This window comes from Vibrio sinaloensis (assembly GCF_000808535.1).
Lineage (GTDB): Bacteria > Pseudomonadota > Gammaproteobacteria > Enterobacterales > Vibrionaceae > Vibrio > Vibrio sinaloensis_D.
In genome coordinates this window covers 23,249-45,043 of record NZ_JWLV01000034.1, presented here as the reverse complement: position 1 = coordinate 45,043, position 21,795 = coordinate 23,249, and the positions used below count along the sequence as shown (strand labels likewise).

Genomic DNA, 21,795 nt, shown 5'->3' with positions numbered 1-21,795 from the left:
TTACCTCAGGTGGCGGCTTTTTATTATTTGGTCAGTGGCGCCAAATCTGCCGGACGGTAGTACACCGACTTTAACACCTTGCCTTGACGAATGGTCTTGCCTTCAGACACAAAATCTTCGGCACATTTTGCAATAATGTAATCGCCTTTTTGCACGGCCATCAGCTTGATGCCTTGCTCCGCGTAGTGAGACTCTGTCTCTGCGTACTCTTTCTCACTGCGGCACACTTTACTCATGTTGCTTGAATGCACTTCATCCCAACATGGAACGAAATCAATGCCACGGTTTACTGCCACATTCAAAAGCAGGTCAATCAAATAGTTAATCGCTAGATTGTCTTCGATTTTGTCATGGCCAAGGTGGACCAAACGACCCATCAAGACATAGACGCTATCAACAATCGCATCCGCTTGCTCTGTTTTACAATCTGCTTCCGCTAGCTCGGTAAGCTCCTCAATGGCAAGAGAAGTATGCAGGGTGTCTGCTTTCTCGTCTAAGCTTTCAGGAGAGGCGACGGGAAGGTCAAACGTGCTTCGAAATTCAGAAATGTCGCGGTACAGGTGGTCAAAAATGTCGTTGGTGAGTTTAGAAAGGTGCATATCCATTAACCCGGATGTCTTTAAGATTGGCCAATACTACCAAAGCCATTTCGCTGCGGCTATCTGGGGAGCAAAATTAATGGACTGAGCGGCAAATAATTGAACGTCATTTTGAAAAATACGTTGCATTGTTTGGTTGGCTAACTCTATCTTAAATATACAGTTTATAAATTGGTGGGAAGAGTATGGTCGTAGAGAGTGAAAGTGAGAAAGTGATTCGCCGCTTGTATCAAATCACCAATGACTATCAAAAAGGGTTTGATATCCAAGTAAGCCAACTGATCATGATGGGCTTAGAACGCTTTGATTTGGATATCGGTACTTTGTCCCACATTGAGGGTGATAAATACACCGTGCTGCATTGCGTAACACCTGAAGGGGTTGAATTAAACATCGGTGATACGTTTGAGTTTGATAAAACCTATTGCCAAATCACCTGCGGCTCGTTTGGACCGGTGATGATTGAAAATATGGGAGAAAGCGATAAATACGCGACTCACCCAGCCTATCAAGCCTTTGGACTCGAGTCGTACATCGGTGTGCCGATTTTCATTGATGATGAAATATTTGGTACGTTGAACTTCTCGTCTGCCATCCCTTACCCAAGAAAGTTCAAAGAGATCGATGTCGATGCGTTGAAGCTGATGGCTTCTTGGATAGAGGTTGAACTGATTCGCCGTAAGCAGGAAGAGCGACTACAGCAGCTAAATGCGAGGCTTGAATACCAAGCCTACCACGACACACTAACAGGCGTGGCGAATCGCAGAAGCTTGTTTAAAACCGTTCATCTGGATATTGAACGAATGAAACGCGCAGGCGGAAAAGGGACATTAGCCATCGTGGATATTGACCACTTTAAACTGGTCAATGATAACCACGGCCATCAAATCGGTGATGACGTACTAAAGAAAGTCGCCACAGCCATCCAAGCCCAATTGGTTGAGAGCGATTTTATCGCTCGTTTTGGTGGCGAGGAGTTTGTGGTTTGGTTACCTGAACGAGCACTCGCAGAGAGACGCAGCATCGTTGAGAAAGTGCGCACCTGTGTGAACAGCATTCTGGTTGATGGTCAGCCGATTACCGTGTCTGTCGGAGCGTGTGAGTTTGATTTTTCCAGCCTGGTGAATCAGCAGTGCAACAAAGCCACCTTGGATGAAATTATTCATATTGCTGACGATAATCTCTATCGCGCGAAAGATGCAGGAAGGAATACAACCGTTCGATCATGTTGGAGCGAGCCAATCTAATCCCTCTAGTCTCACCCATAGAAAAAGCGCCGTTTGGCGCTTTTTTTTGGGTTGTTCAGACCGTGTTAACTGAATAAATACGGGAACAGTTTTTTACGCTCTTCTGGCGTGAGGGATTCGACACGGGCGATGTTAGTGTCAGGAATCGCTTCAGGGTTGGGATAGTGTTTGAGGACTTTTTCCATGCTCTCTTCGCGAATCAAGTGAAACACGGGATAAGGAGAGCGGTTGGTTAAGTTTTCTGCGTCTTCAGGCTCAGTTCCACCGAAACAATAGTCAGGGTGGAAGGTGGCCAACTGGAAAATGCCTTCCCAATCTTGCTGTTTAATAAGCGCTTCGACCCAATCAATAAACAAGTTGTAGTCATAAAAATCGGCCAACATATTTGGCGCCACAACCAGCGTAGTTTCAAGCTCTTCGGCCGGCGTTGCGTCTAGTTCAAGCAGTTGAGCCAAGATATCTTCAAGCAGAGTTTCTTCTGTGTTTGCTTCGCTGACAAAGATCTTAATCTGCTTATTGCGCTGTGGCTTTGCGGCGAACGGGCACAAATTGAGCCCGATCACGACGTCGTTGAGCCATTGTTCGACTTGCTGAGCAATTTCGTTGTTAGAGCGTGTTGTTATCATTTTGCTTCCAAGTTTGAATTTGCCGCTAGAATAGCAGATTTCCCTCCTTGCGGCTTGTCTTGCGATAAGCGTTTGTCGTGCATGGCGAGGCGATAGCTCAAGAAAAATAGGCCGAGATAGAGTGCGCTTCCGCCTTGCATAACCCCATACCAACCTGCGTGTTGCCAACAGTAGATAAGAAAGAAACCGCCCAGACTGCCACCGATATAGTAGTGAACTAAGTACAACGCAGTTGCCGTCGCTTTAGCCTGCGTCGCTTTTCGGCTGACCCATGAATAAGCCAAAGTATGAGTGAAAAAAGCGCCAAAGCTGATGCACATTAAGCCCAATATCATGGCCCACAATGAATCGATATAGGCAATGCACATGCCCAAAAGACTGATTATCGAGCCAGCGATGATGCCTGAGATGGGTGAGTAGCGTTTGCTCCAGGTTGAGGTCAGCTTCGAGCTAAGCGTTCCCGCCAGATAGCAAAGAAAGATCAAGGATGCCAAACCAATCGGCAAATTATGCGGCGCGGCAACCAGCCTAAATCCCATCACGGAGTAGAGGTTAACAAACAAGGCAAAGTTAATACCGCCAATCAACATAGCCAGCCACAATGTTGGGTTTTGTACATGCTTAATCAGCGCTTTATTGTGATAACGAAGCATGCCGCGCTGCGGAGTAAAATTACGTTGTGAAGGCAGTAAGCGAATCACAAGTAGCGCGCCTGCGAAAGTAAAGAGGGCAATTGCGAGCACGGCATATTGCCAACCAAGGTGCTCGGTGAGCATGCCTCCTGCAATACGACCGAAAATTCCACCTAAAGAGTTTGCAGCAATGTAAGTACCAATTGCGCGAGCAAAGGCGGTTTCTGATAACTCTTCCACCATGTAGGCAACCGCTACCGACGCAAAAGCCGCGAGTGCGACGCCAAGTAACGCTCGAAGGGCAACAATGGCAATCATTGATTCACTGACAAGCATGGCGACGTTGATGAAAGGAATCGCAATAAGGCCGATCAACATGATACGACGGCGGCCAAAGGACTCCGATGCCACAGCCCAAGGCACCAAACAAATTGACAGCGCCAGCGTTGATGCGGCGAACACCCAGTTGATCTGAGTTTCGCTGACGGAAAAGTGCTGAGCCATAAAGGGCAGCATGGGCTGAAAGAGGTACAGATTACAAAAAATCAGAAATGACGCCAGTGCTAAGCCCCAGGTGACATGGTGATATTGCTTGGTGCCGATTTGGATCATGGTTTTAGGCTGCGACAGAGTAATTAATGTGATCAAAGTATCAGTGAGATGAGAATTGATAAAATATATTAAAAATATCATCTCAATATATTTTTAATATCATGGAATCGAAGCAGCTTAAGCACTTTCTGGCCGTCGCAGAGCATCAACATTTTACGTTGGCGGCGAAAGCGCTACACATTGCTCAACCTGCGTTGAGCATCTCTATCAAGAAGTTTGAACAGCAGTTGGGCGTGGATTTGTTTCGGCGCGAAGATCGCCAAGTCATGTTAACCGATGAAGGTAAAGTCTTGCTTGAGCACGCCAAGCGAGTTCAGCAGCAAATAGACGATGCACAGTTGGCGATTGATGAGCTAAAAGGCCTCGAGAAAGGGGAAGTTAGGTTAGGGGCGCCAAGCATGATGGGCTCGTATTTTTTTCCTCAAGTCTTGATGGCATTTAAGCTGCGCTATCCCAACCTAAAATTAACCTTGGTGGATGCCGGAACCGAATCGATTCGACAAATGCTTCTTGATGGAGAGCTCGATATTGGGGTGATTAACAACGACCACGTCCCAGACGATCTCGAGGTGGATCACCTATTTGATACGGAAATGGTCGCCGTTGTGGGTAAAGAGCATGAGCTCGCGGGGCAAAAAAGTCTCTCATTTGAGCAATTTTTCCAGCACGAGCTGATCATGTTTAAACCCGGTTACTTTCACCGAGAGTACATCGAGAAGAAAGCGGCCCAACATAGAACGGAAATGCGCTTTTCTTTCGAAACGAACTTGTTACCCATGATCCTCAGTATTGTTCAGCACGAGTTTGCGATTACCGCATTACTTAAATTGGTCACTGAACATGAACCTTCAGTGGTCGGCATTCCATTTGATGAGCCCGTAAAGCTTAGCCTCGCGCTGGCATGGCGAAAAGATGGCTACCTTTCAATCGCGGATCGCACCTTTATCGATTTTGTGAAGCAGTACGCTTAACTTCGCGGCTCGGTCTTGCGCTTCACACTTTCAAGAATCGCTATCGCATCCATTCAAATCATCAAGTAACGTTCTACATCAGGAAGTGAAGGAAAGGATATCCAATAATGCAGATTGCGTTTAACAATCTAGAGCTCGAGACAAAAACGAGCCATCTTTCAATCGAACACTGGCAAATCCAGCCGAGTGAGTCTTGGGGGGTATTTAGCACCGAAGGGGACATCGGCTCTGCGTTAGGCTGCCTTTTGTGCGGCGAGTTTGATGTCGACGCTGAAAGCTTGGTCAAGACCGCGGGATCAATTGCTCAAGTTTCACTGGTGGAGCAACAGCGTTTATTGGAAGAAGAAATAGCAAAAGACGAGACCGACTTTCTCGATAAGATCGATAAGGGAACCAACGTCTTTACCCTGATTTATGAGCAATGTGATGACAGCGTGTTAACGGAGAAGTTACTCCATGATCTCGATTTGTACCATTTGAAAGAGAGTGGCTTTCGCGTTTTGTCTACGGGGGAAACTCGCCGCGTTATGCTAGCAAGAGCGCTAGCAACCAAGCCTGACTTGATCGTATTGGATAATCCGTTTACTGGGCTGGATATTGAGCACCGCGCGTCTTTAGCGAACTACTTGGCGGAACTTGCTCGTCAGATTCAGATGATAGTGACGTTTAACCGCGAAGAAGACATACCGAGCTGGATTGATCAAGTCGCGTTGTTTAATCATGGTAAGCTCGAAAGCATAATGGGACGAGATGAGTGGGAATCTCACCCCGTGATTAGCCAAATCAAAGCGCAATCTAAGCAGCAAAGCGAAGAGATGCTCGCACTGATTAGACGCCATCAGCACAATGCTGTGTTTGCCAATCCCGTATTCGAAATCACTAATGGGCAGGTGGCATACGCCGATAAAACCATTTTTACAGGATTGAACTGGCGGATTGACAACGGACAGCATTGGCAAGTTAAAGGCCCAAATGGGTGCGGAAAAAGCACCTTGCTTGGTTTGATTTTTGGTGACCATCCACAGTGCTATTCCAACGATATTCAGATTTTTGGTAAACAGCGTGGCAGTGGCGAATCGATTTGGGAAATTAAAAAGAATATTGGCATGGTCTCGTCTGCACTTCATTTGCAGTACCGAGTCAGTTGCAGTGCTTTGGACGTGATTTTATCGGGTTTTTATGACTCGATCGGTCTTTATCAGCAGCCGAGCAAAAAAGAAGTGCAGTTGGCACAGGAATGGCTCGAAATTTTGCATATGAGTGACTACGCGCAGACCTCAGTCAAAGCGTTAGAATATGGTCAGCAGCGGTTACTGTTGATTGCAAGAGCCATTGTGAAGCAGCCGGCGCTATTAATTTTGGATGAGCCGTATCAAGGTTTGGACTACTTAGGGCGTCGGTTGGTGAAAAACACGCTAGAGCTGATCGCAAAAGAAAATTTGAGCCAGCTGCTCTATGTTTCTCACTATCAAAAGGATAAGCTTGCCAGCATTAGAAATGAACTCGAGTTTGTCTTCTCCCCAGAACTCAACTGTTATCAAGCGGAGTTGACGACCAACTAACTCAAAAAAGTACGTATGGATTTAAGAAGTACCATTAAGTTTGCCATCATTGGCAATATCGTCGCCTTCTCCGTGGTGTTTGCCCTTGAGTCAAGCACCCACTTTTTCGGCATTAAATACGCCTCGGATTACGCGTTTTTCGTGTTAATGCTGCTATGGGGCAGTGCGGCGCTGCTTTACATGTACCCGCCGGGCACGGTTGCCGCGCTAAACACTAAGCAAGAACCGAGTGAAGAGGCAGAAAGTTCTGAAGAGGAAAAAGGGAGCGATAACTCGACGAAGCGTCTAGATGCCAACAGTATCACTTGCCTTAAACTGCTTGTGTCAGGGGCACCAGCTCTCGTTTATTGCGTTATCGCCCAGCTCATAAACTAAAAAGAGTGGCTCAAGCCACTCTTTTACTCGTTATTTGCTGTTGTACATTCGTTCGAAATTACCTGGATTCCAGCCAATCATATAGCGGTCACCAATCTTTAACACAGGCAGTGAGCGCGCACCAATAGCGTCTAGCTCTTTGCGGCCGCGCTGCATTTTTGCGTTGGTTAACCTGTACTTATAACCCTTGGAATCTAAGTAGCGCTGCGCATCTTTGCAGTGTGGGCATTTATCTTTTACATACAGTACAAGTCGTTTCATGGTCTGTTCCTACGATTATTTCTGGCGCTGAGTTTAACGAAAAGGCCGTGAATGGCAAGGGTGAATAAGGTAGACTGTCGCCCCTTTGTTGTTCGACCTACACCAGCGCACTACCTGTTATTGTTGATTATGAACCCTTTAATTCGTTACATCCAAGGCTACCCTCAGCACATTCTTGACCCCGTAAATCAGATGCTTGAATCTGGGCGCTTCAATGCTTGGTTTGAAAAGCGTTACCCAAACAATCACGACATCAAAAGTGAAAAGGCGCTATTTGACTATACGATGGCGATTAAAAATCGTTATATGAAGAAAACGTCTCCATTGAGTAAGGTGATTTACGACAGCAAGATCCACTTGATCAACAATGCATTGGGTTTACACACTTACGTTGCAAAAGTGCATGGAGGAAAAATTAAGTCGAAGAACGAGATTCGTATTGCGAGTGTATTTAAAAACGCCCCCGAACCCTTACTGCGTATGCTGGTGGTTCACGAGTTGGCTCACCTAAAAGAGAAAGAGCACAACAAAGCGTTTTATCAGCTTTGTTGCCATATGGAGCCGGATTACCATCAGCTGGAACTCGATGCGCGTCTATTTATGATTTACCAAGAAACATCAAAGCAAAAGTAATCGGTATGACAAAGCCAAAAAGTAAGCCTGCACGCAACAATGAAAAAGCGTCAAACATGAAAGTAGTCAAGGTGAAAGGCAAAGCCGGGTTGCACAAAAACAACCTGCATCATGGTCGTTATGATTTCACCAAGCTTATTGCCGCATTGCCAGAGCTTAAGAAATACGTCATCAAAACGCCAAAAGGGGAGCAGAGTATTGCGTTCTCGGATCCGGTAGCGGTAACTCTTCTCAACAAAGCGCTGCTTGCTCACCATTACAACGTCACGTCGTGGGACATTCCTCAAGGCTATCTATGCCCACCCATTCCCGGACGTGCTGACTATGTTCACCGACTTGCTGAGTTATTAAGTACCGATTCTGGCGATGCTCCACAGCAGCAAATTAACGCCTTAGACATTGGTGTGGGTGCAAACTGCATTTATCCTATTGTTGGGGTAACGCAATACGGCTGGCATTATGTGGGCTCAGACGTCGATCCGGTTTCCGTTGAGAATGCCAACAACATCGCCAAGCGCAATCGCGTGCTAAATGATCGGATAGAGTGTCGGTTACAAAAAGAGAGCCGTCACTTTTTCAAAGGAATCATTAAGCCTGGCGAGCGTTATCACGTGACAACGTGTAATCCGCCTTTTCATAAGTCATTGCAAGAGGCTCAGCAGGGGACAGAAAGGAAAATCAACAACCTGTCGGCCAATAAGTCCAAGCGCGGCCAAGCCGTAAATCGCGCTCAATCTAAGCCTTCTCCTATACTTAACTTTGGAGGCCAAAAAGCGGAGCTATGGTGCCCAGGTGGTGAAGCGGCCTTTATCAAGAACATGGCGTTTGAGAGCAAAGAGTTCGCGGATCAAGTGCTGTGGTTTTCAACGCTGATTTCCAAAAAAGAGAACGTTCGTTGGATGCGAAAAAACCTTGAAAAGGCTGGGGCGAGCGAAGTTAGGATTGTCGAGATGAGCCAAGGGCAGAAGATAAGTCGCTTTATGGCTTGGACTTTTAAAACGGACGCTGAGCGCAAAGCTTGGTTTCAATAGTCAGTTAACGTGAGGAGGGCATATGGAATTTGAAATTTATATGCCCTGTGAGCCCGCGTGGATCTGCACCAGTTTTCTATGGCTTTTTGCCATGCTGTTTCTACTCGGTCTGATTGGCTTTGTCTACATTCTTTACAACGAATATCAAAAAATACAACGCGCAAGTCGAGTTAGAAAACGGCGCCAAACCCATCATACAAAACGTAAACCCCGTTAGCCCATTTTATCCAATTTGGCCTGATATTGCTGTTGCAATGAGGGGTTTCCTGCCTGCTCTTCAAGATTGATCAGTAATTTGAGCGACGGCTTTTGCAGTCCATAAGATTGGTGGAACTTCATCAATCGGATGCGAGCCTGAGTATATTCTCCATCCTCAATCTCTAGCTTAGCAAGGTGCAAAATTGAGCTCGCGCGATATGGGTCATGATCGAGTGTGCGAGTAAAGTAGTATTTGGCTTGTTCGTTGTTTCCTGCTTTTAAGGCGCACATCGCGGCGTTTTCGTAACTACCAGAAATCAAATAGTAATAAGGTTGATCGATGGCAGCATTAAAGTATTTGTCGGCGCTGCTGTAGTCACCTTGTTTACAAAGAAAGGTACCAAAGTTATTCAGCACGTTTCCGTTTCTTGGATGTTGCTTGAGCGCCGTTTTGTACATTTTCTCGGCAGATTGGGTTTCGCCTACTTTTTCAAAATAGTGTGCCATTGAAAGTTGGGCGCGATAGTAATTGGGCGAGTGATCGAGTGCTTTCTCTAGGTTTTCGCGCGCTTTTACCATGTTTCCTTGTTCAAGATAACCAATACCCAGTGCGATACGGGCTTCAGCACGTTCGGTCGGGTTGAAGGAGGGGTCAGACTGATTGGTGGCGTCAACGGTAACGCAACCAGCGAGCATTAAGCTAAGAATGAAAGAAAGTGAACGCATAAGCTGTGTCTTTTTAAGGGTTTAACAGCATGTATAACGTAAAGCGCGAAAGAGTTTGATGGGCTCAGATTCACTATGCGACAGACCCGGCACTATTGATTGTCTAAGTTGCATATATGCCGATGAAAGGAAGAAAGGGTTCAAACGAACCCTTCCATCTTGCCTTAGTCATCTTTGGTAAAGTTAGCTTCGCTAAAGTGATCAAGATCGTACGGCGTTTGTTGGTAAACGCAGTAGTTTAACCAGTTGGCAAACAGCAGATGCCCGTGGCTTCGCCAACTGGCGATAGGTTTATTGTCTGGATTGTTGTTCGGGTAGTAGTTAACTGGAATTGCGGGCTCCATGCCTTCACCAAGGTCGCGAATGTACTCGTGATGTAAAGTGAGGGAATCATATTCAGGGTGACCAGTTACAAACACGTTTCGCTTATCTTTGGTGGCGGCCAGGTAAACACCTGCGATATCGGATGTTGCGAGGATATCGAGATCGGTATGTTCCTCTAAATACTCTGCGGAGAAATCGGCGTAGCGAGAATGAGGTGCTAAGAAACTGTCATCAAACCCTCGCAAAATAGGGTGGTAAGGATGGTGAATTTGATGGTGATAAACCCCAGAGAGCTTCTCTTTGCGTGTTCGTTTGGGCAGATCATATAACAATTTGAGACCCGCTTGCGCCGCCCAACAGACGTATAAGGTTGAAGTGACATGCTCTTTAGCCCATTGCATGATGGTCTTCAAATGGTCCCAATAGATCACGTCTTCAAACTGAACCAAGCCAAGAGGTGCACCTGTGATAATGAGTCCGTCGAAATTGCGCTCTTTGACCATTTCAAACTGGCGATAGAAGTTATCGAGGTGTTCAGTCGGGGTGTTTTTGCTTGGGCGGTTGTCAATACGCAGCAGCTCAATGTCTACTTGAAGCGGACTGTTCGACAGTAGACGTAAGAACTGGGTTTCCGTCTCGATTTTCTTCGGCATAAGATTGAGGATCAGAACCTTTAGCGGACGGATTTCCTGAGTCGAAGCGCGAGACTCTGGCATAATGAAAATGTTTTCCTGTCGCAACACGTCAGATGCAGGTAATTGATCGGGGATCTTAATTGGCACAGCTTACTCCCTAAGCATGATTATGGACGTCTATACATCCAAACTTAGCGCAATCAGAATGAGATGTCGATAGCAAATGTGTGCCAATTTCTAATACACTTGCCGCTTGGACACTCGTTTCAGCAGCAAAAAGCGACATCTGATATTCAGAAGAACTGTCACCATAACCGGAGTCAATCATGGCAAAGCGTTCACCCATCGTAGAAATCACGTCGTACGGCATCTATCAAGATTGGGACTCAAAATCTAAACACCTTCCGAAAATACAAGAGTTTACGACCAAGGTACCCGCGCAAGAGGAGATAGAGTTTGGCTTTATCGTCAATATCAAAAAAGCCAAGGGTGCAGTGATTGAGTACTGTATCGACCACCCAGGGGTAAAAGGCAAAAAGGGGCAGGTTTTGGAGCCCTTTACTGGGGAGCTTCACATTGGCAGTAATGATTGGGACTTTTACCTTGGTGATACCATCCAGCTGTTGGACCCAATTGATGGCTACGACTCTAATATCGGTAAGTGGGCGATGAGTATTTGCTTAAAAGGTGAAGTCATTGCAAGTAAAACGTTTGAGGTGTTTGCAAAAGATGAAGGCGAATTTTGGCGCAAGCGAGGATTTTAAATGCCGACTTTTGGCATTAAGTGAATCTGTTTCACATCTCTATCAATTAAATTAGACGCATATCAAGTCGAGCGGGCGGTTATTTCTATAATATTGATAATGACTTGTAAAATTATAACAAAATCATATGAATCGATTGCGCTTGTTTAACCTTAAGCTGGAAACCAAAACCGCCCTCTACTTTATCTTTGGTCTTCTTGGCATCACCCTCAGCTGTCTCTACATTACCCGATACTTTTTTTTGCTCAGCTTAGACAGCTTAGAAACTATGGAATCTAATCGCGCCAGTGCACAGGCGCAAAGCTTAATCACGACCATGGTTCAAGAGCTAGAGGTCCGCTCTTATGATTGGGCATACTGGGACGAGACGCATGAATTGCTGTTAGGTGCGAGCTTAAGTGACTATCGGGAAAGAAACCTTGTCCAAGAGTCCCTTGACGCGCTGAGTTTAGACCTGATGATTTTTACTGATCTGCAAGGGCAAGTTGTCGATTCTATCGAGCGTCGTGACGGGGACAGCGAACCCGTCACCTTACCAGCCAAAATCATGTCTGAGCCTGCAGTCTTGGAGCACATTTCCAGGATGAACAAGGTACTGGATTCATTTCGAGAAAGTTTTAGTGGCTTGCTCACCGTTGATGACCAAGTATGGATCATCACTCTGTCCCCAGTAAGAAACAGTGATGGCACATCTGCATCCTCTGGCTGGCTTATCTGGGGCCAGAACTTAACGGCACGTTTTCCCGGCAACTACAATTCGATCTTGATTGCTGATAATAAGATTGAGTACGTTTCTGACTCCCATCAAGGTTCATTGGTTCCAGAGATCGAGAAAACGCGGCGAACCTTAATTCAGACTGTCGATCTCGCGGGGATGTCAGGCGAACCTGTCGCACACCTCACGACGGTGGTTGAGCGCGTTCACTATTTAAAGGGCAGTGTGCTTTTTAGCTATTTGTTTGTGGCTGTCGCGATTGTTGCTGTGGTTATCTCATTGGCAACGTTTTTGATGTTTCGGCGCCGAGTTGCCGTTCGCTTTTCCGATCTCGAGAAAGACATTGATGAGCTGTTTTCATCCTATCAACTGGAAGGGTTAAACCAGCCAAACAAGGATGAACTCGATCGCTTGATTAAATTGGTCAAAACCCTAGCGAGTAATACGTCCAGTGCTCAAGAGCAGCTTCAAGATACCCAACAAAAATTTGATGCCCTGTATCAAAGCCAAACCATTGCTATGGTTTTGGTGAGAGAGCGGGAGATTGTCGACATCAATCATACCGCATTGCTGCTGCTTGACTATCAACATGAAGAAGTCGTTCACCAACCGCTGGATTTGTTGTGCCCAGACAGCGATCAACCTGAATGTCAGATCGACCGTATGTATCGCATGTACCATCAGGGGCAGACTCAGTTTGAGGCGCAAATGCTCACTAAAAATGGCGACAAAATTGATTGTCATATCGAAGTGCGCTCGATTCAGTACCAAGGCAGCGATGCAGTGATGCTCTCAATAAGGGATGTTCGCGAGAACAAGCAACAAGCGAAACTCATCGAAAATTTGGTAGAAAGGGATAACCTCTCAGGGCTGTGGAACCGTAAGGCGATCATGGAGAAGGCGAGAAACTTTGTTGAGGTTGCTCCAAACCAATTTAGCTTTTTCTATGTGACGATCCCAAGCCTAATGCATGCTTCAGAAGTGTACGGACACCAAGTCTATGACGAGTCGTTAGAGGCCATTGCAAACCTATTTGGTTCTCAACTGGGAGCGTTTCCTGTTGGTCGAATAAGCTCGCACGAGTTTTTAGTGTTAATTGAAGAACGAAAAGATTGTCATAAAGCGAAACGCGGCGCGATTCGTTTTAAAGAGGCTTTATCTCGCAAGTTGCAGATCCAAGATGTCACCATGGATTTGCAGTGTCAGATCGCCATGATTGCGCCCGACATTACGCATCACTCATTGGATACCTTAATCCACGCCGCTATTCATGCAATCGAACTGGATGGCAACAAAGCCCATAACGGTGACCCCATTTATGTTGGTGAACAAACGTTTAATATTGCTCAAGCCTCCGCCGCCATTCTTAGAGATTTGAAGGGCGCGATTGAGTCTCAAGAGATTCACGCAAACTACCAACCGATTGTTGAGAGTAAAACGGGAGACATTGTAGGTTTTGAAGCTTTGGCCCGTTGGCAACATAGTGCGCATGGGTTTGTGTCACCCGGTGTTTTCATTCCTTTGGCTGAGCGTCATCATCACATTATCGAACTGGGTGAAAGCATCTTGGAGCAATCGTGCGAGTTTATCCAACGGGTGAATTTAATAAGGCGTCAACAAGGTAAAACACCATTAACCATTCACGTTAATCTAAGTGCCGCGCATTTTTATCATCAAGATCTTGCTCAGTTTTTGCAACGGGTCATCGAGGACTACGCCGTACAACCGGGGCAGTTGGTGATTGAGGTGACGGAAAGTATGCTGATGGGGATTGAAGAAGAAGTCATCAACCGAATGGAGATGATCAAATCTTTGGGGGTTTTGTTTGCGCTCGATGATTTTGGTACTGGGTACTCTTCTTTCACAACCTTGTGTTGCTTCCCGCTGGATATCGTTAAACTTGATAAGTCTTATATTGATCAAGTAGAAAGCAACGATAGAGCAAAAAGCTTGGTGAGAAACATTGCCAACATGGCGCAAGAACTGGGTTTAACAACCGTTGCTGAAGGGGTAGAAACCGCATCGCAAGCGAGAAAACTGAAAAACTGGAACATTGAAGAGATCCAAGGATTCTATTTTTATAAACCTATGCCAGAGGGTGAGGTTTTAGCGCTTTTGGGTGATTGAATTAGGTAACAATCAAACACGCATAAAGATAAAAACGCTTCTTGTAGAAGCGTTTTTTTTTGTCAGTGAAGCTGAAAAAGCTGGTAGGCATCGTGCACGCCTTGAATCAGCATTTGCATGCCAATCACGGTGAGTATTAACCCCATTAATCGAGTGACGATACTAATGCCACTTTCACCTAATTTATCGACCAACTTGGGGCCAAATAGGAAGCAGATAAGAGTAATGGCACACAAAATGGCAAAGGCAGCAATCGTCACAGTAATGCTCAGCATATCGCCAGATGCCGAGTAGTTCATTGCGGTGGCTATGGTGCCAGGCCCAGCGAGAATCGGCAGCGCGAGAGGCGAAATTGCGACGTCTTTATGTTCATTCTGCTCATTTTCTGAGTGTGAATGAAGCTTCGATGAGCTGCCTTGTAGCATGTGATAGCCCACCAAAAAGACCAAAACGCCGCCCGCCAAACGGAGTGCAGGTAACGTGATGCCAAACAACTCGAAGATCCCTTTACCCAGTAAGCAAAATGCTGAGACGATGAAAAACGCGGTGACCAGTGCCTTGATGGCCGTCGCTCTGCGTTCGGTTTGTGTTTGCTCTCCTGTCATACCAACAAATACCGCTGTATTGGCTATCGGATTCATCATGGCGAAAAAACCCATAAAAACGGTGACCGCGGTCGTAGTGATGTCATGCATTGCGCCGTTATCCTAAAAAACTGAGTGATGGTTTGCACGGTAACATGGTTTATAGCCATGCTCTACTATCTAACTATAATTTACCGTCTGGCTTTCTGTAACGAAAGCCAAGCCACTCCAAACCAGCCAATAGATTGAAGCCATAAAAGGGTGTACTCCCATCGTATATCTGCCCAGTTACCGCCCATCTGATTTAACGTTAAGAAACTCTTAATGGCGGCTGTACTCGGAAACAGTTGCGATGCCCAAACAATGGGCTGCGGGATTGACTCTACAGGCCAAATAAACCCAGCACTAAAGATGAGCGGCATGGAGCTGATCAATACTACTAAGGTGACCAACTCACGACGTGGTGTAACCGCGCCAAGCCAAAGGCCGATCGCGCAAGAGGCCAGTAAAAATGGCAGCAGCAAACTGAGTAATTCGCCTGCTTGGGCAAGTTGGTTGACGCCGTGCATTGAAAAGCTCGCACCGAAGTAATACATGCTGAGCAGGTAATAAATAACGGTTAGAACCGTGACTCGAACAAGCATCAGTTTGCCGACCGAAGCTCGGCTCCAGTAACCACGACCTTGCTTTTGGGTGCCAATCATCAATCCAGACGCCATCGCCATCGTTTGCTGGAGGATCAACACAAACACCGCCGGTACCACATAGTCCACGTAACCCATACGCGGGTTAAACGTCGGCTTAAGGTTTAGTTTCGTGGCAGCGTAGTGGTTCTCTGCCTGCGACAACGGTTCGCCATCAAGCACTAACTTTGCGACTTTGGTCTGCGCAGCTAGCGTTCCGCCTGCTTGTGCCAGCCCTTCGACAATCGTACCGTAGACCAAAAAGTAAGATGCGTCACCTGCATAAGAAAGGGTTGGGCTTTTACCCAGTAGCAGCTCTTTGTAGAAGTGTTCAGGAATGACGAGAATACCGCTGACTTCGCCGTTCAAGAAGGCTTGGTGGGCTGCGGCAATGGTGTGATCTCTTCGAACAACCTGCACTTGAGGCGTTGCGTCTACCATGCGTTCAAGCTTGAAGCTGGTTTGGCTCATGTCGAGATTAACGACGCTTATCTTTTGTTCCCTCGGAGTTTGGTGGCTGTAGGGTAGCGGATAGAGGAATGAGTAGAAAATCACGCCGCCGAATACCGTCAGCAGCACAACAGGGTTTTGGAACAAGGCTTTGAGCTCTGCTTTGAAAAGTAGGGGAAGTTTCACGCATGCTCCTTATTATTCATTGCCTGACGTTGTAGCTCGGTAGCCAAGTGTTTTTGGATTAATGCTACGCAGAGCAAAATCACAGCGCCATACCCCAACATCGGAATGAGATGTTGCGATGACGCTACCCAAGCCTGCCCATAACTTACTTGGCTAACTTGCACCTCAATATAGTGACTGATTGGTAACAGCCCTCGCCAAAACTGAGCAAGTGAACTCATGTCGCTGACCGGAAAGGTGATGCCCATAAATGCAAAGCTTGGCGCGGTGAACGCCCCAGCAAAGCTCATGGCTCGCGCAGGGTCGAGGGTCAAAAAGAAAAACGCGCTGCCCATGATCATACACGCGACAATGGTAAACGCTTGCGCAATTACCAGAACCACCAAACTGCCGTGCATTGGCCACTTAAAGCCTAAATAGAACCAACATAAAAAGGCAAATCCTTGTAACGCAAAGACAAGAAAGTAGGGGGCTAGCGTTGAGACCAAGTCAACAAGAGGGCGCTGACCAAGCCAAGGGAGCAAGCCTCTATCTCTATGGTTGGCGGCGAGAATGAGTATGGTGCTGACCACAATGACAATTTGCCATAGCGCAGGCACCACCGCAGAAACCAAAAATTGCGCATAGTTGGAGTTTTTATTAAACAGTGGTGTAATTTGAGTTCTTACTGGAACGGCTTTGCCCATCGCGGAGAGCATTGCTGTATCGCCCTTGACCAAACCAAACCCCGTGCTGACTTCGGCGTTAAACGTACCTTGAGCTTGAAGAAACGCGGAGTTGATCAGTTTACCCACTAATATCATCTGGCTGTTGTAGAACACGCTCACTTGTGGGGCAAGTTGCTTGAGCGTATTTTGCTCAAACTGAGTCGGGATGATCGCATACCCATAGATATCTCCCACAGTAAGCGCCTGTTTCGCCTCTTCAACACTGGAAAAATGATGTGTTACCTTCATTGCGGAGGTGGCATCGTAATACCTAACGAGCTTTTGAGAGAGCGACCCGTTGTCAAAGTTAACAACGCCAATGGGTAAGTCCCTCGCAATGCCTTGCGAGAAAATCGCCCAAATGGTTACCGCCAACAAAATAGGAATCCAAGTTAAGCTCGATAAAAGCCATCGGTCGCGAAGAACAACGGACAATTGTGAAACCTTAGACGTAGTCATGGCGAAGGTCTTAATTCAGTTCAACGACGAGGCTCATGCCCATTCGTAGACCTTGCTCTGGCTCTACTGGGTGAGCTTCTACTTCGAAGGTGCGCAGGTCAAAACCTTGGGACGCATCGGTCGAGCGCCACGTCGCAAAGTCACCCATAACGGCAACGTGCGTCACTTTGAACTCAATCGATTTGTCGAGTGCTGGTAGGTAGGCTCTGAAAGTATCGCCTTTGTTAAAGTGTTTGAGCCAATCTTCACGCACGTTCAATACCGCCCATGAATCGTCACTATCGATAACCGTGACCACAGGGAAGCCTTGTGGGGCGAGCTCACCACTTTGCAATAATACCTGTGACACTTCGCCATCAAACCAGCTTTCAATCGCGGTATCTTTTGCGTAGGCTTCGACTTCTGCGACAGCTCCCGCTGCCATGCGCGCTTTTTCTGCTGCTGCGACTTTGGTTTCACTACGAACGCCTTCTTTCGCCATTTGGTACATTTGGAATGCTGCGCTTTCAGTGTATTTTGCTGCGTCCCATTGCGTTTTGGCTTCATCACGTTTTTGCTCTGCAACTACACCGTCGCTGTAGAGGTTATTTACGCGCAGGTAGGTTTTCTCCATTAACGCAGCTGCGGCTTTTGCTTTCAGCCATTGATCTTTTGCCGCTTGAATTTGTTGGGTGCGTGCGCCTTTTTCCGCTTCAAGTGCGAGGGCACCAGCGGCTTTTTCACCCGCTTTAGCTTGCTCAAGTTTGGCGGCAATTTCTGGGCTATGTAGAGTAAAAATTAGGTCGCCTTTTTCGACTTTATCTCCTTTGCGAACCAGAACTTGATCAATACGCCCTGGCACTTTAGAAGAAATACTGTACTGCTGAGACTCGATTTGTCCCTGCAAACGCACAGGTTTTGGTTGGTACGCTTGGTAAAAGCTGTACCCAACCCAAGATGCTAGGGCTAACGCTGCTGCTGTCAGTACCAATGGTTTTGCTTTTTTCATCTTGGATCCTTAAAAATTTGAAACTGGGGTAGAGGTTTGTTGATATTGGCCAAAAGCGCTCATCTCATTTGAAAGGGCGAGCAATTTAGACAGAGAGAGTAGGTAGTTAAAGCTCGCGGCGGCTTTTTGGGTTTGTACGCTGGCAAGATAGAGCTGTGCGTCGACCACGTCTGTTGAGGTGGATAATCCTTGCGAGAATGCTTTGTCACGCAGCTTGAGGTTTTCTTTCGCTAGCTCAATGCTCGACTCTAGACCTTGCACTTCTTCTTGAGCTTGCTGTGCTTCTAAATAGGTTTTCTGCACCAAAACAGAGAGGTCTTGTTTGGCCTGAGCTTTGAGGAATTTCACTTGAGCGACAGCGCTCTTCGCCGCTTGCACGTGATCACTTCTGCCGTGGGAATCAATCAGTGGAATGTTGACGCCGATGCCCACTAGCCAATCTGGTTTCATTTGGCTTGCAAGAGAGTCATCCTCATACAAGCTGTAATCACCGTACAAATAGACTTCAGGGTAGTATTTGCCTTTCTCTGCCTTAATCAAGCTGTCTGCTTGTTTTTGCTTGGCATCAAGTAAGTCTAATCCGGGATACGTGTCTAAGGTACGTTCAACAAACGCATTTAACGGTGGCAAAGAGGTGTTAATAAACAGTGAGTCTGAGGGTTCAACTGCTGCCGTTTGATTGAGGATTTGAGTCAATGCCGCTTGGACGATATCTAACGACTTTTGCGCCTTTTTCCGTTCGATGATCGCCTTGTCCAGCGCAGATTCGGCTTGAAGTCGCTCTACACGCGCAATCTGACCTTGTTGTTCGAGCTTCAATGCGTTGTCACGGTGCTTGGTTAACCCTTGCTCAACCAGTTGGCGAGTGTGGAGAACATCTTGAGCGAGCAACACTGAGAAATAGTACTTACTCAGGTCTTCAAAACGCGCTTGGGTTTCCATTGCTAACTCACTTTGCGCTTGCTCTTTCTTACCTTCGGCGGCCGATTGCGCGGCGTTAATGCGGCCACCAGTAAAAATCGGCCATACCGCTCGGATTGAGGAGCTGAAAATATCGCGCTCTGTGATGGTGGATGTGATGCCACCAACGCCAGCAAGTAGCGGATTTAGAGGCCCTAGGTTGGGTAGCGGTTGACCTGTACTCTCGAACAGTTGTTCACCTGATACGGTTACGTCGGTATCAAGGCGAGTATAGTTGGCTCCAAGGGTCACAGAAGGAAGATTCAAACTGTCTGTTGCGTTTTGTAGGTGTTCGTAGCGATCCACGTTAGAGCGCTGGGCGGCGAGTGAGTTGTTCTCTTGCTGTAAAACTTGCCATGCTTGTTCAAAACTGATGGCAGCAGCATTCGAGACCGCAGAATAAGAAAGGCCAAGGCAACCAATAATGAGCGCTAACGGACGCAACGACATAGTAAATCTACTCTTGCTGTTAAAAATTAGAGTTTATACTCTAAATAAAAATGGGGCAATGAGTTTAGGGTAGCAGAGAGAAGTGATTCGAAGATAAGAAGTGCACCAAGAATTGGCGTATAAAAAAAGGGACACCGAAGTGTCCCTAAAGGGTTAAATGGCCAATGTTTATTGCTCAACCTTTTTTGGTGAAGCTTTTAGTTTTTGGAACAGCTTGACAAAAATTGGGCTAAACAGCACGAGCACAGCAAGTACAGTGAAGGTCATCGTGATTGGGCGCTCCCATAAGAAGCTCAGTTCACCGTCGCTAATCATCAATGCTCTACGCAAGTTTTCTTCCATCAAGCCGCCAAGAATAAAGCCCAGAAGCAACGGGGCGAGTGGGAAGTTTGCCAACCTAAGTGCAATCGCAGCCATCGCAATCAACAACATGATAAACACATCCATGGTGTTGAAGGATACCAGGTAAACACCAGTGATAGAGAAGAACAAAATCATTGGTAGCAATACCGTTCTTGGCACGGCGAGAAGCTTAGAAATGTAAGGGATCAACGGCAAGTTCAGAATGACCAGTACGATGTTGCCAAAGTACATAGAGATGATCACTGACCAGAAGACATCTGGGTGCTCAACAAACAGGCGTGGACCTGGCTGAATGCCATAAGCGATCAAAGCGCCAAGCATGATAGCTGTGGTACCAGAGCCCGGGATACCCAGCGTAAGCAGAGGAACGAACGAACCACTCGACGCTGCGTTGTTTGCCGATTCTGGCGCAACCAAACCACGGATGCTGCCTTTACCAAATTCAGCTTTTTTCTCTTTCGGCGCGAGGTTGCGCTCCATACCATAGCTTAGGAAAGCCGCGATGGTTGCCCCTGCACCCGGAAGCACACCGGTGAAGAAACCCAAGATCGATGAGCGAATCGAAACGGGCGCGACATCTTTGATCTCTTCTTTGGTGACTTTCATGCTACCAATGTTGCTGAGCTTACTTTGCTCGTCATCTCGTGTGTCTTGCTCTGGCTTTAAGATACCCATTAAGGTTTCGCCCAGTGCGAACGTTGCCATGGCAAGCAGTAAGAAGCTAAAGCCATCCATTAAGTCTGTTAAACCAAAAGTGAAGCGCTCAACGCCAACGCCTTTGTCGATACCGACCGTTGACAGCATCAAGCCAAGGACTGTCATCATCCATGCTTTAATCACTTGACCAGGGCCTGCAAACGCTGCCACGGCAGACAGACCTAGCAACATCAGCGCGAAGTAGTCTGACGATTGGAAGCTCAGCGAAACGCTAGCCAATGCTGGTGCAGCGACCAACAGCATGATGGCGGAAAGCGTGCCACCTGTAAAAGAAGAGTAGGCCGCTAAAGCGAGGGCTTTACCTGCTTGGCCTTTTTGCGCCATTGGATAGCCGTCAAACGCGGTAACCACGGTTGAAGAACAGCCCGGAGCGTTGATCAAAATTGAGGATGTTGAACCACCAAAAACGGCGCCGTAGTAAACACCGGCCATCAAGATAAGACCAGACGAAGGGTCTAAGCCGTAGGTGATCGGGATCATCAGCGCAATCGCTGAGATAGGGCCCAGTCCGGGAAGCATTCCGATAAAGGTACCCACGAAACATCCAACGATCACCATCATGATGTTCATTGGCATAACTGCGGTCGAAAGACCTTGTAAGATTCCATCTAACATTACGATTTCCCTATTAAATTACGACCACATAGTGAAAATAACGCCAGGCTCTAGGTAGATGTCTAGGCCTTGGGTGAGCAGTAGATAAAACGCCATCACAAACGGGAATGATGCCCCGAATAGAATCTTTTTACGTCGCTCACCGAGTAGATAAAAGCCAACAAGCAAGAAGACGCTCGTCGCGATAACGAAGCCCAAATAGGTCAGCCCAACGCCGTAAAACGCCATCAAGACTAGAAAACCGATCAGCAATTTCCAGTTAAAGTCCATCACCGCGCCGCTTTGCTTGTCTGGTTGCCCTGTCACAAGCAGCATTAAAGACAACCCAATGCCCGCGAAAGTCAGGAGTGTTGGAAGTGTCCTTGCGGTAAAGGGTTCGTACTCATCGCCGGGAAAGAGGGGGATTTGTGTGGTTTGATAGCCGTAACAAAGGCAGACGAGAAGAAATATCATCGCACCAACACGATCACGGCAGAGAAGGTTTTCTTTGCTAAAGAAATTTCCGTTGTTGAAAGAATTCGTTGGCAAATCCGACATATCCAACTCCATTTGTATTTAGGGAAGAAAAAAGCCGTACATAAGAGCTAATGAGCAT

At 46.9% G+C, this 21,795-nt stretch carries 21 protein-coding genes; 8 read left to right on the top strand and 13 right to left on the bottom strand.

What is annotated here, in order from left to right; genetic code table 11:
* Positions 1-23 precede the first annotated feature (23 nt).
* Entirely contained in the window at positions 24-599 is a 576-nt protein-coding gene (locus RJ47_RS14840) for a nucleoside triphosphate pyrophosphohydrolase family protein (RefSeq protein WP_038139055.1), read from the bottom strand.
* A gap of 185 nt (positions 600-784) precedes the next feature.
* Between RJ47_RS14840 and RJ47_RS14835 the strand changes: the two genes are divergently transcribed.
* Complete coding sequence (locus RJ47_RS14835) at positions 785-1,846, top strand: diguanylate cyclase (protein WP_039484781.1); 1,062 nt, start codon at positions 785-787, stop codon at positions 1,844-1,846.
* A 65-nt stretch (positions 1,847-1,911) separates the two neighbouring features.
* On the opposite strand, the gene RJ47_RS14830 is transcribed toward RJ47_RS14835, so the two are convergent.
* Both RJ47_RS14830 and RJ47_RS14825 read right to left on the bottom strand, forming a co-directional pair.
* A complete protein-coding gene (locus tag RJ47_RS14830) occupies positions 1,912-2,472 on the bottom strand; it encodes a DUF1415 domain-containing protein (RefSeq protein ID WP_039484779.1) in 561 nt (186 codons plus the stop codon).
* Entirely contained in the window at positions 2,469-3,716 is a 1,248-nt protein-coding gene (locus RJ47_RS14825) for an MFS transporter (RefSeq protein WP_039484778.1), read from the bottom strand. The genes RJ47_RS14830 and RJ47_RS14825 overlap by 4 nt, the downstream gene beginning before the upstream one ends.
* 101 nt (positions 3,717-3,817) lie before the next feature.
* Between RJ47_RS14825 and RJ47_RS14820 the strand changes: the two genes are divergently transcribed.
* The 3 genes from RJ47_RS14820 (at position 3,818) to RJ47_RS14810 (ending at position 6,624) form a co-directional block, all read left to right on the top strand.
* Positions 3,818-4,687, top strand: coding sequence for a LysR family transcriptional regulator (locus tag RJ47_RS14820; protein ID WP_039484776.1), 870 nt, complete (start codon positions 3,818-3,820; stop codon positions 4,685-4,687).
* A gap of 107 nt (positions 4,688-4,794) precedes the next feature.
* A complete protein-coding gene (gene modF / locus RJ47_RS14815; RefSeq protein WP_039484774.1) occupies positions 4,795-6,249 on the top strand; it encodes a molybdate ABC transporter ATP-binding protein ModF in 1,455 nt (484 codons plus the stop codon).
* A gap of 15 nt (positions 6,250-6,264) precedes the next feature.
* The gene (locus RJ47_RS14810) at positions 6,265-6,624 is read left to right on the top strand and encodes a hypothetical protein (RefSeq protein ID WP_039484772.1); all 360 of its coding nucleotides are present in this window, start codon (positions 6,265-6,267) and stop codon (positions 6,622-6,624) included.
* A 30-nt stretch (positions 6,625-6,654) separates the two neighbouring features.
* Here RJ47_RS14810 and RJ47_RS14805 read toward each other — a convergent pair whose 3' ends face one another.
* Positions 6,655-6,885, bottom strand: coding sequence for a glutaredoxin family protein (locus RJ47_RS14805; RefSeq protein WP_038138206.1), 231 nt, complete (start codon positions 6,883-6,885; stop codon positions 6,655-6,657).
* 129 nt (positions 6,886-7,014) lie between these two features.
* Here RJ47_RS14805 and RJ47_RS14800 point away from each other — a divergent pair, with 129 nt between their 5' ends.
* Together RJ47_RS14800 and rlmF are read left to right on the top strand one after the other, a co-directional pair.
* Positions 7,015-7,518: a M48 family metallopeptidase gene (locus tag RJ47_RS14800; RefSeq protein WP_005470726.1), complete on the top strand. Its 504-nt coding sequence runs from the start codon at positions 7,015-7,017 to the stop codon at positions 7,516-7,518.
* Positions 7,519-7,523: 5 nt separating this feature from the next.
* On the top strand, positions 7,524-8,549 hold the full coding sequence (gene rlmF, locus RJ47_RS14795; protein ID WP_039484769.1) for a 23S rRNA (adenine(1618)-N(6))-methyltransferase RlmF: 1,026 nt from the start codon (positions 7,524-7,526) through the stop codon (positions 8,547-8,549).
* A 213-nt stretch (positions 8,550-8,762) separates the two neighbouring features.
* Here the strand turns inward: rlmF and pilW are convergent, their stop codons facing one another.
* A complete protein-coding gene (pilW, locus tag RJ47_RS14785) occupies positions 8,763-9,473 on the bottom strand; it encodes a type IV pilus biogenesis/stability protein PilW (protein WP_038138197.1) in 711 nt (236 codons plus the stop codon).
* A 164-nt stretch (positions 9,474-9,637) separates the two neighbouring features.
* Entirely contained in the window at positions 9,638-10,579 is a 942-nt protein-coding gene (gene metA, locus RJ47_RS14780; RefSeq protein WP_039484766.1) for a homoserine O-acetyltransferase MetA, read from the bottom strand.
* 179 nt (positions 10,580-10,758) lie between these two features.
* Between metA and RJ47_RS14775 the strand changes: the two genes are divergently transcribed.
* Both RJ47_RS14775 and RJ47_RS14770 read left to right on the top strand, forming a co-directional pair.
* The gene (locus tag RJ47_RS14775; protein ID WP_039484764.1) at positions 10,759-11,196 is read left to right on the top strand and encodes a DUF3859 domain-containing protein; all 438 of its coding nucleotides are present in this window, start codon (positions 10,759-10,761) and stop codon (positions 11,194-11,196) included.
* A gap of 127 nt (positions 11,197-11,323) precedes the next feature.
* Positions 11,324-14,038: an EAL domain-containing protein gene (locus RJ47_RS14770; protein WP_039484762.1), complete on the top strand. Its 2,715-nt coding sequence runs from the start codon at positions 11,324-11,326 to the stop codon at positions 14,036-14,038.
* Positions 14,039-14,100: 62 nt separating this feature from the next.
* Here the strand turns inward: RJ47_RS14770 and RJ47_RS14765 are convergent, their stop codons facing one another.
* The 7 genes from RJ47_RS14765 to RJ47_RS14735 form a co-directional block, all read right to left on the bottom strand.
* Positions 14,101-14,733 (bottom strand): MarC family protein, encoded by a 633-nt coding sequence (locus tag RJ47_RS14765; protein ID WP_039484759.1) that lies wholly within the window; start codon positions 14,731-14,733, stop codon positions 14,101-14,103.
* Between the two features lie 80 nt (positions 14,734-14,813).
* Entirely contained in the window at positions 14,814-15,941 is a 1,128-nt protein-coding gene (locus tag RJ47_RS14760) for an ABC transporter permease (protein WP_039484756.1), read from the bottom strand.
* The gene (locus RJ47_RS14755; RefSeq protein ID WP_039484753.1) at positions 15,938-17,107 is read right to left on the bottom strand and encodes an ABC transporter permease; all 1,170 of its coding nucleotides are present in this window, start codon (positions 17,105-17,107) and stop codon (positions 15,938-15,940) included. Before RJ47_RS14755 ends, RJ47_RS14760 begins: the two co-directional genes overlap by 4 nt.
* 10 nt (positions 17,108-17,117) lie before the next feature.
* Positions 17,118-18,095 carry an HlyD family secretion protein gene (locus RJ47_RS14750; protein WP_039484750.1) on the bottom strand — a complete coding sequence of 326 codons (978 nt, stop codon included), beginning with the start codon at positions 18,093-18,095 and terminating at the stop codon, positions 17,118-17,120.
* 9 nt (positions 18,096-18,104) lie between these two features.
* The gene (locus RJ47_RS14745) at positions 18,105-19,505 is read right to left on the bottom strand and encodes a TolC family protein (RefSeq protein WP_038192107.1); all 1,401 of its coding nucleotides are present in this window, start codon (positions 19,503-19,505) and stop codon (positions 18,105-18,107) included.
* A 168-nt stretch (positions 19,506-19,673) separates the two neighbouring features.
* Positions 19,674-21,200, bottom strand: coding sequence for a tripartite tricarboxylate transporter permease (locus tag RJ47_RS14740; RefSeq protein WP_005470690.1), 1,527 nt, complete (start codon positions 21,198-21,200; stop codon positions 19,674-19,676).
* An 18-nt stretch (positions 21,201-21,218) separates the two neighbouring features.
* On the bottom strand, positions 21,219-21,737 hold the full coding sequence (locus RJ47_RS14735) for a tripartite tricarboxylate transporter TctB family protein (RefSeq protein WP_039484746.1): 519 nt from the start codon (positions 21,735-21,737) through the stop codon (positions 21,219-21,221).
* Positions 21,738-21,795 lie beyond the last annotated feature (58 nt).